Source organism: Pyxidicoccus fallax (assembly GCF_012933655.1).
Taxonomy (GTDB): Bacteria; Myxococcota; Myxococcia; order Myxococcales; family Myxococcaceae; genus Myxococcus; species Myxococcus fallax.
The window spans coordinates 1-14,154 of sequence record NZ_JABBJJ010000325.1; the positions used below are offsets into that span (position 1 = coordinate 1).

The 14,154-nt window shown below is 71.9% G+C and carries 8 protein-coding genes and 1 pseudogene; 7 read left to right on the top strand and 2 right to left on the bottom strand.

Annotation, left to right across the window (positions count from 1 at the left end; all coding sequences use genetic code 11):
- Positions 1-1,749, bottom strand: a 1,749-nt coding sequence (locus HG543_RS42435) for a monovalent cation:proton antiporter-2 (CPA2) family protein (protein ID WP_169350647.1), incomplete at its 3' end; no start/stop codon positions are given.
- 109 nt (positions 1,750-1,858) lie between these two features.
- Between HG543_RS42435 and dbpA the strand changes: the two genes are divergently transcribed.
- Positions 1,859-3,247: an ATP-dependent RNA helicase DbpA gene (dbpA, locus tag HG543_RS42440; protein ID WP_169350648.1), complete on the top strand. Its 1,389-nt coding sequence runs from the start codon at positions 1,859-1,861 to the stop codon at positions 3,245-3,247.
- 109 nt (positions 3,248-3,356) lie between these two features.
- Here the strand turns inward: dbpA and HG543_RS42445 are convergent, their stop codons facing one another.
- Positions 3,357-4,385: an FG-GAP repeat protein gene (locus tag HG543_RS42445; RefSeq protein ID WP_169350649.1), complete on the bottom strand. Its 1,029-nt coding sequence runs from the start codon at positions 4,383-4,385 to the stop codon at positions 3,357-3,359.
- A 283-nt stretch (positions 4,386-4,668) separates the two neighbouring features.
- Here HG543_RS42445 and HG543_RS42450 point away from each other — a divergent pair, with 283 nt between their 5' ends.
- The 6 genes and pseudogenes from HG543_RS42450 to HG543_RS42475 all read left to right on the top strand — a co-directional run.
- Positions 4,669-6,978, top strand: coding sequence for a serine/threonine protein kinase (locus tag HG543_RS42450; protein WP_169350650.1), 2,310 nt, complete (start codon positions 4,669-4,671; stop codon positions 6,976-6,978).
- Between the two features lie 83 nt (positions 6,979-7,061).
- The gene (gene glyQ / locus HG543_RS42455; protein ID WP_169350651.1) at positions 7,062-8,054 is read left to right on the top strand and encodes a glycine--tRNA ligase subunit alpha; all 993 of its coding nucleotides are present in this window, start codon (positions 7,062-7,064) and stop codon (positions 8,052-8,054) included.
- Entirely contained in the window at positions 8,044-10,155 is a 2,112-nt protein-coding gene (gene glyS, locus HG543_RS42460) for a glycine--tRNA ligase subunit beta (protein ID WP_169350652.1), read from the top strand. Before glyQ ends, glyS begins: the two co-directional genes overlap by 11 nt.
- 145 nt (positions 10,156-10,300) lie before the next feature.
- Positions 10,301-11,782 (top strand): YncE family protein, encoded by a 1,482-nt coding sequence (locus tag HG543_RS42465; protein WP_169350653.1) that lies wholly within the window; start codon positions 10,301-10,303, stop codon positions 11,780-11,782.
- Positions 11,779-13,815, top strand: a complete 2,037-nt coding sequence (locus HG543_RS42470; protein ID WP_343073579.1) for a hypothetical protein — start codon at positions 11,779-11,781, stop codon at positions 13,813-13,815. The genes HG543_RS42465 and HG543_RS42470 overlap by 4 nt, the downstream gene beginning before the upstream one ends.
- A gap of 63 nt (positions 13,816-13,878) precedes the next feature.
- A pseudogene (locus HG543_RS42475) lies at positions 13,879-14,154 on the top strand (FHA domain-containing protein); the annotation flags it as partial.

Genomic DNA, 14,154 nt, shown 5'->3' on the forward strand with positions numbered 1-14,154 from the left:
AGCTGTGTATAAGAGACAGGTGTAGAGCCTGTCATTGCCCGCCGACGCATCATGCCCCTGCTGCTGCAGGGCGAAGCGGTCCCGGTCCCGCTGGCGGATGTCCTCCTCCACCTCGGCCACGCGCTCCGGCGGCAGGCCCAGGCCCACCAGCGCCGCGCGGCCGAAGGCGATGGCGCTCTCGAACGTCTCGCGCATCTGGAAGTGCGCGCCCTTCTCCAGCAATTCCAGCGCGTGCCCGCGGTCGTACGCGCGCACGTACAGCTTCGTCAGCGGGAAGGACGTCCGGCACAGCTCCACGATGTGGCTGGCGGTCTCCTTGCGCTCCACGCACACGCAGAGGAGGGTGGCCCGCTCCGCGCCCGCCGCGCGCAGCACGTCCAGGCGCGTGCCGTCGCCGTAGTAGACCTTGAAGCCGAAGCGCTCGGCGGCTTCTATCATCTCCACGTCGTTCTCGATGGTGGTGACGTCCACGCCCTCGGCCAGCAGCAGCTGGCTGACGATCTGGCCGAAGCGCCCGAAGCCGACGATGAGCACCGAGCCGCGCACGCCGTCGAAGCGCACCTCGCGCTCGGGCTTCTTCTCCCGCGAGCCCGCGAGCCGGGGCGCGAGCGCGGCCAGCAGGGGAGTCACGGCCATGGTGAGCGTCACCAGCGCGACGAGCAGCGTGGCCTGCTCCTGCTGCATCACCCCGGCGGCCACCGCGGTGGAGAAGAGGACGAAGCCGAACTCGCCGCCCTGGGGCAGCAGCAGCGCGGTGCGAATGGCCACGTCGTGCCCGTTGCGCATCACCCGCAGCAGCCCGTACACCACGCCTACCTTGATGAGGGTGAGCGTCACCAGCGCGCCCAGCAGCAGGGCCCAGTGGCGCGCGATGATGTTCAGGTCCACCGTCATCCCGACGGAGATGAAGAACAGGCCGAGCAACAGTCCGCGGAAGGGCTCGATGTCCGCCTCCAGCTCGTGCCGGTAGCTCGACTCGGCGAGCAGCACGCCCGCGAGGAACGCGCCGAGCGCGGAGGACAGCCCCACGTACGTCATCAGCGTGGCCGCCGCGATGACGACGAGCAGGGCGGCGGCCGTCATCACCTCGTGGGCACCCGCGCTCGCCAGCACGCGGAAGAAGGGGCTGAGGAGGTAGCGGCCCGTGAGCACCACCACGGCCACCGCGCCCAGCATCTTCGCCGAGGACAGCCACACCGGGTCCCCGCCGGACGAGTCCTGCGGGGACAGCAGCGCCACCAGCGCCAGCAGCGGCACGATGGCCAGGTCCTGCAGCAGGAGGATGGCGAAGGCCTTCTGTCCGTGCGGCTGCTGCACCTCGCCGCGCTCGCCCAGCAGCTGCATGACGAGCGCGGTGGAGGACAGCGCGAGCCCCAACCCCGCGATGAGCGCCGCCCGCCACGGCCGGTCCACGACGAGCAGCGGGTACAGCATGGTGAGCAGCCCGCAGAGGACGACCTGCGCGGTGCCGAGCACGAAGATGTCCCGGCGCATGGCCCACAGCCGGGTGAGGTTCAGCTCCAGCCCGATGATGAAGAGGAAGAGCACGACGCCCAGCTCGGCGATGTGCAGCGTCGACGCGGAGTCGGTGAAGAGGCCGAGCCCGAAGGGGCCGATGACGAGCCCCGCGGCGAGGTAGCCGAGGATGGAGCCCAGGCGTAGCTTCCGGAAGAGGGGCACGGCGACCACGGCCGCGCCCAGGAAGATGAGCGCCTGCACGTACACGGGAGCCTGGGGGCTGGCGGACATGGGAGTCCCTGGGAAGTCGGCTGCCGGGCCTGCCTAGCGCAGGCGCGTGCCCCCACGCCAGGGGTTCCGGGATACAAGGGCGCTCCCTTTACGCATTCGAGGCAGAGAGATGGACTTCGCCGCGCTCCCGCTCGCACCGCCCCTGCTCCAGGTCCTGGAGGAGCTGGAGTTCAAGATTGCCACGCCCATCCAGGCCCGGAGCATCCCCGTGCTGCTGAAGGGCAGGGACCTCGTGGGCCAGGCCCAGACGGGGAGTGGAAAGACGGCGGCCTTCACGCTGCCCATCCTCCAGAAGGTGCGCCTCCAGCAGCGGCAGGTGCAGGCGCTGGTGCTCTGCCCGACGCGCGAGCTGTGCGCCCAGGTGGCCGGGGAGATGCGGAAGCTCGCCCGCCGGCTGCCCGGGCTCCAGGTGCTGGTGCTCGCGGGAGGACAGCCCATCCGTCCGCAGGTGAACGCGCTGGAGAAGGGCGCGCACATCGCCGTGGGGACGCCGGGGCGCGTGTTGGACCTGCTGGACCGCGAGGTGCTGGACACGCGCCAGCTGGGCACGGTGGTGCTGGACGAGGCGGACCGGATGCTGGACATGGGCTTCCGCGAGGACATGGAGCGCATCCTCTCGGCGACGCCGCCCCGGCGGCAGACGGTGCTCTTCTCCGCGACCTTCCCGCCGGACATCGAGGCGCTCAGCCGCACGTTCCAGAAGGACCCCGAGCGCGTGACGGTGGAGGAGGAGGCCCGCGAGACGCCGGCCATCCAGCAGCTCCGCTACGACTGCGCGCCCGAGGAGAAGCCGGCGCTCCTCCTGCGCGTCCTGCGGCACCTCCAGCCCGCCTCCGCCATCGTCTTCTGCAACCACAAGGCGGGGGTGATGGAGCTGAAGAAGGCCCTCTCCGATGTGGGCGTGAGCGTGGACGGCTTGCAGGGAGACCTGGAGCAGTTCGAGCGGGACAGGGTGATGGCGAAGTTCCGCAACGGGAGCACGCGCATCCTCATCGCCACGGACGTGGCGGGGCGGGGCATCGACGTGGAGGCGCTGGACGCCGTCATCAACTTCGACCTGCCCCAGCAGCCGGAGCCGTACGTGCACCGCATCGGCCGCACGGGCAGGGCGGGGCGCACGGGCGTGGCCGTCGCGCTCGTCACGCCGCGCGACGGGCGCAAGCTGGAGGACATCGAGCTCACCACCGGCGTGAAGCTGGAGCGCGGGGACGTGGAGGCGCTGCCCTCGGCGGACCCGCGCGGCGCGGTGAAGCTCGACTCGCCTTGGGAGACGCTGAGCATCTCCGCGGGCCGCAAGGACAAGATGCGGCCGGGGGACATCCTCGGCGCGCTGACGGGAGAGGCGGGCGGGCTGAGCGCCTCCGACGTGGGCAAGATTGAAATCCAGGACCGGCTCGCCTACGTCGCCGTCGCCCGCCGCGTGGCGCGCGCGGCGTTCCAGGCGCTGAGCGAGGGGCGCATCAAGGGGCGCCGGTACCGCATCGAGCGCGTGCGGTAGGCGTCCTTCAGCCCGCCTCGCGGGTCGCCGGGGGCTCCTCGCTGCGGTCGATGAAGACGTCCACCACGGCGGCGTGCCTGGCTGCTTCCCACCCCTCGGCGCCCGCTTGCTAGTCCATCTGCTCCAGGACGGTGAGGACGTCATCGGGGCGGGTGCGCGTCAGCAGGAAGGTGGAGATTTCGACCAGGCTCCCGCCGTAGCTCATGGTGCGGTGGATGACGATGTCCTCGAAGCCGTCGCCGTTGAAGTCGCCCACGGCCCACGGCTCCAGTTGCCCGCGCTCGTATTCGCCCGTGATGCGGACCTCTCCCGGACGCTCGGGGTCCGGCTCGAAGCGCAGCTTCGGGGCGAACGCGGCCCAGCTCTGCCCCGCGCCGTCCGGTGCCGCGCTGTCGTGGTAGGAGGTCGGCGGTGCCATCGCCGAGGGAAGCACCGTGCCGGGGGCCTTCGTGGAGAGGACATTCCGGACGTAGCTCACCCGCGAGGGCCGCGCGGTGGTGAGCCGCTTCATCGTCCAGCAGCGCTGGCGCTGGGATAGGGCGGGACCGATGTCGATCTGCTTCATGTCCTCGAGGTCAGCCCACTCCACGCCGTCCAGCTCGGTGCACCGGTCGATGTCGCGATCCCTCCTGCCGGGCAGGCTCCCCTCGCGCAGCCCGATGGAGTAGCTCCAGCTCCTGCTCAGGGCCGCGGAGGCCTCCGAAGGGTCGGAGATGCCCAGCCACCGGTAGAGCACCTTCACCGGCAGGGCGTCCCCCTTCTGGCAGAGCCCCCGGTTGTGCGCGATGGCCTTCGCCACGCGCGAGCCGGCGTCGAGCTCCGCGGGAGCCTCGTCGAGAACCTGGCGGCACACCTCCGGCTGACCGGCGCGCAGCGCGGCCAGGCCCAGGTCGGACACGAGCCAGCCCCGGTCCGTGGCGTCCAGCGCGCTCCAGCAGGTTTCCTTCGTTCGCCGCAGGGTCTCCACGGCCTCGGAGAACCGGCCCTCGCGGTAGAGCTTCTCGGCGCTCCGGCGGCGCTTCGTGACCTCCGCCTTGGAGCAGGACGCGGCGCCGGCCGGAGGCTCCGCCGCCAGGGCCGGCGCGAAGGGCCCCGCCACCATGAGCGCCAGCGCGCAGCCGCGCAGCCACCGGTTCATCCCCTCCCCATGCATCGTCGTCTCCAGCCCTCCGCGGGGCGCTCCAGAATCGAGTGTGTAATATTTCACGGGCACTTGAATGCCGTCGACCCGGGCCGTGGACGGCGGGTGCGCCTGGACGGCGGGGCCGGGTGATCGCCGGAGCCGCCCGGGAGGGATGGCGCGTCTCCGGGAGTCCTCGATGCGAGGCGTCGTGGGAGGTGCACCCTGCCTGACGGGTAGGGCGCTTTCCCGGAACGAGACATGGCGCGAGCGGCGGGGGCGCGGCTAACATGCCCGCGCGATGGCCATGCAGGGTGGCGCCGGAGAAGATCCCGACCGGGGGCGGCGCATCGGAAAGTACGAGATTCTCACCCGCCTCTCGATGGGAGGCATGGCGGAGCTGTTCCTCGCCTTCACCTCGGGTCCGGGGGGCTTCCGCAAGTTCGTCGCGGTCAAGCAGATCCTCCCCGACGTCAAGAAGGACGAGCAGTTCGTCAAGATGTTCCTCGACGAGGCGCGCATCACCGCGGCCTTCTCGCACGCGAACATCGGCCAGGTGTTCGACCTGGGCGAGGAGGGCGGCGAGCTCTACCTCGCGATGGAGTTCCTGCCCGGGCAGAACCTCGAGCAGGTGGTGAAGGCCACCGCGCGCCAGGGCTACGCGCTGCCCATGGGCTTCATCGGGCGTGTCATCCGCGACGCCTGCCTGGGCCTGCACTACGCGCACCACTTCACGGACCCGTCGGGCCGGCCCGCGGTGGTGGTGCACCGCGACGTGTCCCCGAAGAACGTGATGGTCACCTACGACGGCGTCGTGAAGGTGATCGACTTCGGCATCGCCAAGGCGCGCGGGCGGCTGGGGCGCACCCAGGTGGGCATGGTGAAGGGCACCAGCGGCTACATGTCCCCGGAGCAGGTGCGGGGCTCGCCGCTGGACGGCCGCAGTGACTTGTTCTCCGTGGGCGTCATGCTGCATGAATTGCTGTGCGGCCAGCGCCTGTTCAACGGCCCTCACGAAGCCGCGGTGATGCTGCAGATCGCCGACGGCGACATCCCCGCTCCGCGCTCCATCAACCCCGAGGTGCCCGAGGCCCTGGAGGCCGTGGCGATGCGCGCCCTGGCGCGCGACCCGGCCCAGCGCTTCACCAGCGGCCGCGAGATGTCTCGCGCCATCGAGGCCGCGCTCGGCCCGGAGCTGTTCGACGAGGACGGCATCACCGCGGTGATGGGCGACCTCTTCGCGGACAAGCGGCAGAAGACGCGCACCCTCCTGGAGCTGGCCAGCAGCGCCGAGGACGCGCGCGTCAGCGAGGTGGCCGGCGCGCTCCAGCAGGACGAAGGCGGGGACTCCTCACCCACCGCGCAGGTGACGGCGCCGCGCGCCCGCCTCAAGCCCTCGGGTCCCCAGGCCAGCGCCAGTCCCACGCGCGCCGGCAGCGGCCCCAAGCCCGTGCCGCAGCGCCGCCCCACCGAAGCCGCGGTGGCCACGCGGGCCGCACCGTCGTCCGGCAGCGGCCCCAAGCCCGTGCCGCAGCGCCGGCCCACCGAGGCCTCCACGCCCTCGGCGCGCACGCCCAAACCCGCGCCGGAGCCGGCGGCCCTGGCGCGCACGCCCCGGCCCCGGCCTCCGACCCGGCAGGCCGCGTCCGACCCGGAGACCACCGCGCCGCTCGACGAGCCGAGCGACCTGCGCACCAGCCGCCTGCGCTCCAGGCCTCCGCCGTCCGGCGCCGAGTCGGCCCGCACCAACGTCCGCCCCGCGCGGCCCGTGCCGTCCCGCCGCTCCGACACGCCGGTGGAGACGCCGGCCGGGCGTCCCGCGTCGCGCTGGGCCGGCCGGCTGTTCCTGCTCGTGCTGCTCGTGGGCCTGGGCTGGCTGTCCACGCTGCCCATCGTCCGCGCGCAGTTCGCTCCCGCGTTCGAGTCCGCGAAGGCCTGGGTGAAGGCGGAGCTGGACCCTGCGCCGCCCGTGGACCCCGCGGCCAACGCGGCGTGGCCGCCGCCCCAGAAGGCCGGTCCGCCTCCGGGTTTCCCGCGCCCCGCGGCCGAGGCACCCGCTCCCGAGGCACCCGCTCAGGAGCCCGCCGTCGCCGCCGCGGATGCGAAGGAAGAAGAGGCCGCGCCCACCCAGCAGAAGGAGACGGCGAAGCCCGCGTCCGGCACGTCCATCCGCCGGGGGAAGGCCGGAAGCTCTCCCGCGAACTGGGCCTCGGCTTCGGAGCCGTCCTCGGAGAGCGGCACCGCCCGCACGGGCAAGCGCGGACGCACGCCGGCGCGGACTCCGGCGGAGGAGCCCGTCACCACGGTGACGCAGAACCCCGAGGATATGGGTGAAGTGTTGGATACCAGCACGCCCAAGGGCGCGGCGAAGGCCGGGCTCGGCTGGATGACGCTCTACACGGTGCCGCCCGCCGCGGTGTTCGATGGTGCAACCTCGCTGGGCACCTCGCCCCTGTTGAAGTTCCCCCTGCCCGTGGGCACCTACCGGCTGCGCGTGGTCGACCCCACGGACGCGGAGGCGCCGAGCAGGCTCCTGTCCGCGCCCATCAAGCCGGGCGAGGTGACGAAGATTCGGATTCGATTGGCGGACCTCCCCCTGTACAAGGAGTGAGCGCCGTCCTTGACGCTCCGGACCCCCATCATTAGGGTCCGCGCGTTTCTCCTTCGACGCACTGCGAGAAGGATCCGCCACCTATGTATTTCCAGGACCTCATCTTCACGCTCCAGAAGCACTGGGCCGACCAGGGGTGCATCTCCCCGCAGCCGTACGACCTCGAGGTCGGCGCGGGCACCATGGCCCCGTACACCTTCCTTCGCGCGCTCGGTCCGGAGCCCTGGAACGTGGCGTACGTGCAGCCCACGCGGCGCCCCGCGGACGGCCGCTTCGGGGAGAACCCCAACCGCCTGTTCCAGCACCACCAGTTCCAGGTCATCCTCAAGCCCGCGCCCAAGAATGTGCAGGCGCTCTACCTGGACTCGCTGCGCAAGGTGGGCATCGACCCGATGGCGCACGACCTGCGCTTCGTCGAGGACGACTGGGAGTCTCCCACGCTGGGCGCCTGGGGCCTGGGCTGGGAGGTGTGGTGTGACGGCATGGAGGTGACGCAGTTCACCTACTTCCAGCAGTGCGGCGGCTTCGACTGCAAGCCCGTCTCCGCGGAGCTGACGTACGGCCTGGAGCGGCTCTGCATGTACCTGCAGAACGTGGAGAACGTCTTCGACATCGAGTGGGTGAAGGGCGTGAAGTACCGCGAGGTCTTCCACCCCAACGAGGTGGAGATGAGCAAGTACGCGCTCCACGAGTCGGACCCGCAGATGCTCTTCGCGCTGTTCGAAGCGTACGAGAAGGAGTGCAAGCGCCTCACCGAGCGCCAGCTGCCGCTGCCCGCGTACGACTACGCGCTGAAGTGCTCGCACACCTTCAACCTGCTGGACGCGCGCGGCGCCATCTCCGTCACCGAGCGCGCCAACTTCATCAAGCGCGTGCGCGACAACGCCCGTCTGTGCGCGGAAGGGTACCTCCAGATGCGCGAGCGACTGGGCTACCCGCTCTTGAAGACGCCGTGGACGGTGGGTGAGCAGCCCCCGGTGCTCGAGGGCAAGCCGGCCAGCGACTACTGGAAGACGGTGCAGCTCAACAAGCCCGTGGAGAAGAAGGAGAAGGCGGAGGTGGCCCGTGGCGCGTGACCTGCTGCTGGAAGTGGGCGCCGAGGAGATTCCGGCGTCGTTCATCGGCCCCGCGCTGGACGACCTCAAGCGCGTGCTCACCGAGCGCATGGCCGAGGCGCGGCTGAAGCACGGCGACGTACGCGTGTTCGGCACTCCGCGCCGCCTGGCGGTGCTCGTGAGGGACGTGGCGGACGCGGGCGAGGACATCGTGAAGGAGGTGCTGGGCCCCAGCGCCAAGGCCGCCTTCGACGCGCAGGGCAAGCCCACCAAGGCGGCGGAGAAGTTCGCCGAGGGGCTGAAGCTGACGGTGGACAAGCTGGGCCGCTCGCAGACGGCCAAGGGCGAGTACCTGTCCGCGCGCGTGGAGGAGAAGGGCCGCCCGGCGGCGGACATCCTCCAGGAGGCGCTGCACACCGCGGTGCACTCCGTCAACTTCCGCAAGTCCATGCGCTGGGCGGACGTGGACGTGGCCTTCGCGCGCCCGGTGCAGTGGCTGGTGGCGCTCCTGGGCGGTGACGTGCTGCCCGTCGTCTTCGGCGACGTGAAGAGCGGCCGCGTCACCTACGGGCACCGCTTCCTCGCGCCCGGCGCCATCGAGCTGAAGGCGCCCGCGGACTACGAGGCCGCGCTGGAGAAGGCGCACGTGGTGGCGGACATCGCGAAGCGCCGCGCGCAGCTGGTGGAGAAGCTGGCCAGCGCGGCGAAGGCGGCCGGTGGCCGGCTGATGGAGGACGAGGCGCTCGTGGACCAGGTGACGAACCTGGTGGAGCTGCCCAGCCCCGTGGTGGGCACCTTCGAGGAGCGCCACCTGGACCTGCCCCCCGAGGTGCTGGTGCAGGAGATGAAGAGCCACCAGCGCTACTTCTCGCTGACGGACGCCTCCGGGAAGCTGCTGCCGAAGTTCATCGCCGTGTCCAACACGCCGGTGCGCGACGAGAAGCTCAGCCTGCGCGGCTACGAGCGCGTGCTGCGCTCGCGCCTGGCGGACGGCCGCTTCTTCTTCGACGAGGACCGGAAGACGCCGCTGGCCGACCGCGTGGAGAAGCTGGGCCGCGTGGTGTGGCAGGGCCAGCTGGGCACGTACCTGGAGAAGGTGGAGCGCTTCCGCTCGCTGGCGATGTGGCTGGCGCAGCAGGCCGGCAGGGCGGGGGAGGGCGCCACCATCGAGCGCGCCTCCACGCTGGCCAAGGCGGACCTCGTCACCGGCATGGTGGGCGAGTTCCCCGAGCTCCAGGGCGTCATGGGCCGCGAGTACGCGCGTGCTGGTGGCGAGCCGGAGCCCGTGGCGCTGGCCATCTTCGAGCACTACCTGCCGCGCGGCGCCGAGGACGCGCTGCCCACGCAGGACGCGGGCGCGCTCATCGGCATCGCGGACCGGCTGGACTCGCTGTGCGGCATCTTCGCCATTGGCAAGGCGCCCACCGGCGCGGCGGACCCGTTCGCCCTGCGCCGCGCGTGCATCGCCATCATCCGCCTGGTGCTGGGCCGCGGCTACCGCTTCAAGCTGTCCGCCGCGGTGGACGAGGCGCTGCGCCTGCTGGGTCCCAAGATCGCCAACGTCAAGCGCAAGGCCGGCGAGCCCGCCCCGCGCGAGCAGGTGCTGGAGTTCTTCCGCGGCCGCCTCAAGGCGCTGTGGGGTGAGCAGCACCGCACGGACGTGGTGGAGGCGGTGCTGGCCGCCGGCTTCGACGACCTCGTCGCCGCGCAGAAGCGCCTGGAGGCGCTGAGCCTCATCGTCGGCCGGGCGGACTTCCAGCCGCTGGCCGTGGCCTTCAAGCGCGTGGCCAACATCGTGGAGAAGCAGGGCAAGGACGTGAAGGGCGGGAGCATCAACCCGCAGAAGCTGGTGGACGAGCCGGAGCGCCACCTGCACACCGCCTTCACCCAGGCCCGCAACACGGTGACGGGGCTCGTCCAGGCGGATGACTTCGCCGGCGCCCTGCGCGAAATCACCGGCCTGAAGCCCGCCGTCGACACCTTCTTCGACAAGGTGATGGTGATGGCCGAGGACAAGGAGCTGCGGGAGAACCGCATCCGGCTCCTCACGGAGATTGGCGCCCTGTTCAACCAGGTGGCCGACTTCTCGAAGATTCAAGCCGAGACGTCCGCGGCGGCCTGACGCGCGCCTGGGCGCCGTCCTCCCGGGGAACGCGGTGTGTTCCCTGGGGGGCAAGGAGGCGTCCTGCCACGAGCGCTCGGGAATGGCGGGGCCCCTTTCCGGTTGCCCGAGGGGAGGCCCCTTCCTACACTCCGCCCCCCTTCCGATGCGCGCCTACATCCTCACCTCCGCGCTGTTGCTCGTGTCGTGTGACACCGACCCCGAGCCCCGGCCTCCGCCGTCCACCCGCCTCGTGTACCCCAGCGGCATCGCCTTCTGGCGTCCCGAGGCCGGCCCGTCCACCAACGGGTTCCTCTACGTCGCGAGCGCGAACTTCGACAAGTGCTACGACTCCGGCTCCGTGGTGGCGCTCGACCTGGACGCGGTGGGCCTGCGTCCCTTCGGCACGCCCTTCACCGAGCCGGCCGGTACGCCCGCCGCGGACCTCATCGACCTGCGCTTGGGCTCGCAGGCGTACGTGCAGATCCAGAGCTTCGCCGGTGAGATGGCGCTCTGGAGCCCGCCCGGACGTCCGCCGCGCCTGTTCGTCCCCTCGCGCGCGGAGGGCAGCTTCCTGCACGCCGTGGACGTGGCGGCGGATGGCACCACGCTGAGCTGCGCGCAGGGTGGCACCGGGCGTGACTGCCGCGTCAACGCGCTGTCGCTCATCGACATCCCGGGCTCCACGAACGGGCAGCCGGCTGCCCCCAGCCCCATTGGCGTCAGCGTGGAGAGCGCCAACCCGGACGCCCGCGTCTGGGTGTCGCACACGGAGCTGGTGGGGCCGCCGGAGTCGGGCCTCGAGTCCGAGTTCCAGTCCTACCTCGCCGCCATTCCCGCGGCGAATCCCATCCGTGACGCGGTGGGCCCCGGGGACTTCGTGGCGCTGGGCACCGAAGGCCGGCCGGCGGGCGCCGCCCACGCGACGGCCATCGGCAGCCGCTACGTGTATGCCTCGGGCCGCAACTCCACCGCGCCGCAGCTCGGCTCACTCCCCGCGCGCTTCATCCTCCGCATGGTGGACCGGCAGGTCCCCGGCCGCGTCCTGGATACCGGCCTGGAGCTGAGCTACTCGGTCCGCGAGGCGCGCGGCGTGGCGGTGGTGACCACTGGCACCCGCCCGGCTCCCAATGACGCCACGCGCACCATCGTGGACGAGCGCGTCTACCTGCTGGCGCGCGGGCCGGACACGCTGCTCATCCTGGACGTGGTGGACGCGGGCGGCACCGGGCTGGACGCGACGTCCACGCCCACCGTGCGCCTGGTGTCCGCGCTGCCGCTGCCGAACGGCTCCGCCGAGCTGGAGGTCATCCCCCGCGCGGCCGGCCGCGGCAACCTCGTGGCGGTGACGGGCAGCGGCGACGAGGCCGTGGCCCTCTACGACGAGGAGCTGGGCCAGCTCGTCGCCCAGGTGGAGGTGGGGGTGGGTAACCCCAACCAGCCCAGCCAGCCCGTCGGCCTGGCCGCGGACGTGCGTGGCAACTCGGCCCGCCTCTTCGCCAGTACCTTTGGTGACGGACGCATCGCCGTCATCGACATCCCCGACCTCGACCGGCCGCAGAACGCGCGGCTGGTGGCGCGGCTCGGCGCTGCCCAGCTGCGCGACCCGCGCCAGGGCACCAGCGTGTGCCAGGAGACCTCCCCGTGAAGCGCGGTCCTTTCGCAGCCCTCCTCACCTGCGCCACTCTGGCCGGCGCCTGCTCCGACACGGAAGTCCAGACGGGCATCGCCGGCCTGTCCGGCACGTATGACGTGACGCTCGTCAACGACCTGGTGTTCGTCACCTCGTCGGACCGGGACGAGCTGCGGGTGTTGGACTTGCTGGCGAACCCCAAGCAGTTCGTCCCCGCGCCCAACCCGCTGGAGGCGCTGTCCATCCCCGTGCTGGACCGGCCGGACTCGCTCACGCGGGACGTGGGCTACAACGCCGAGGGCGCGGACGTGCCCGGCCCCTACGTGTACGCGCGCAGCTCCGGCTCCTCGCAGATCTCCGTGGTGGCGGCGGAGCGCACGCGGCTCGTCCAGGCGGCGCGGCTGACCGCCCCCAGCCTCGTCACCGCGTTCGCTTCCCGCTCGCCCGGAGACGTCGCGGGGACGGCGACCAGCACCCTGTACTACGCCATCCAGGACCCGGACTCGTCGCTGGGCACGGACACGGGCGGCGCGCGGGTGATGCGCCAGGACCTGCCCGGCCCGGACGCCATCGCGGGCGCGGCCCTGCCGGCGCCGGTGGCGGTGTTCTGCCTGGAGCCCGGTGAGTCCGTCCAGTCCATGGCGGTGATGAGCGCTCCGGGCGAGCTGGCGGTGGCCACGCGGCGCGCCTCGGGCCGCTCCGGGCGCACGCTGATCATCACCGACACCGGGCCGCGGGCGGACTGCCTCCAGCCCACCGCGCCCACGGCGGACGTGTCCGCCGGGTTCGGCGGGTACCCGGTGCGCCTGCTGGTCACCCACCCGCGGGTGGTCGTCAGCACCACCCGCACGCTGGCGGCCAGCCAGTACGTCTTCGGCATCCTGGACGAGGTGTCCTGCGGCGGCAGGCCGGAGTGCACCGGCGTGCTGGCGGTGGACACCTCCACCCCGACCCGCGCGGAGCGGGCGCGGGACATCAGCGGCGCGCCCATGCTCCCCATCTACCCGGCCGCCGGGGTGCCCACGGGGCTGGCGCTGATGCCCAACGCCATCGTGCGGCTGGCGCCCGAAGGCTCCGCCGTCCAGTCCGACGCCCAGGTCCCGCTGCTGGGCATCATGCCGTCGTCCGGAGGCGGCATCACCCTGTTCGCCGCCCACAACCTGCGTCAGTTCGACCTGGCTGGCACCCCGTCCGTCGCGGTGCAGGTGCGGGACGACAACGAGGTCCCGCTGCCCAGCACGGAGACGAACAACGTGCAGGCCCGCCTCCAGGTCCTGGTGTCGGTGACGCAGGACCCGACGCTGGCGGAGACGCGGCTGTACGAGGGCTCGGTTCCCAACGCGGTGTATCGCATCATCTACCAGGGGATCCTGCCGGGGCTCGCCACGCTTCCGCGGGACGTGAACGACCCGCGGCGCTTCGAGGCCGAGGCGGCCAACGCGGGGCAGGCGAGGGTGGGGGACCTCATCGTCCTGGAGGGCCCGGGCACGGAGTGCGCCACGGCCCAGACGGTGACGGCCGTGGAGCCCGTTCCCGGCACCACCCGCGTGCGCTTCGCCATCGGTGACACCGACGTCATCCCGGCCGAGTGCGCGGGCCTGCCGACCTTCACCGTGCGTGCCGGCGGCGACCAGCCCTACGTCCTGCTGGACACGTCCGACGCGTTCCTCTCACGGAGCGTGCTGGGCACGCCGTTCTCCGTGCCCACCCAGTACTTCTACCACGCGGACACCTTCACCTCGTTCCCCCAGCCGCCGCCGCCGCTGAACATCCGGATGACGGGCGTGGGCGGCGGCGAGTTGCAGCGGGGGTACCGTTTCGTGGTGTCGGTGTCCTCCGGCGTCCGCAACTTCGTCTTCGGCGTGGACAACTCGCTGGGGACGGGCCTGGGGGCCTACACCCTGCCGGGCGCCGTGGCGGCCTACCGGCAGGAATTCAAGAACCTGGCCTACATCGCCTATCCGTCCGCGGACGGCGTGCTCCAGGTGAACCTGCAGGGCGTGGTGGACAACGTCGCCAACTCCCTGCCGCTGGTGAACTTCGAGTAATTGGGCTCCCCGGGGGCCCTCTGTTATCGTCCGGGACATCCTGAATCACCCGGGTCAAGACCGATGATCGATCAGAACTCCCGCCCCGCCCGCAAGGTCGGCATCGCCGACCACTTGTGGGAGACGTACGAAGAGATGGCCCGGCAGATGGGCTCGGATCGCGATGCGCTGATCAACCAGGCGCTCTTCATGTTCGCGCGGCTGAACGGCTTCATCGAGGTGAAGGGCCGCGCCGACGCCCCCGCGGCCGCGCCGGCCCTCGCCGCCGCTCCCGCGCGCCCGGCCCCCGTCGCCGCCGCGGCCGCGCCGGCCCGCGCCGCCGCCCCGCCGGTGCTCGCC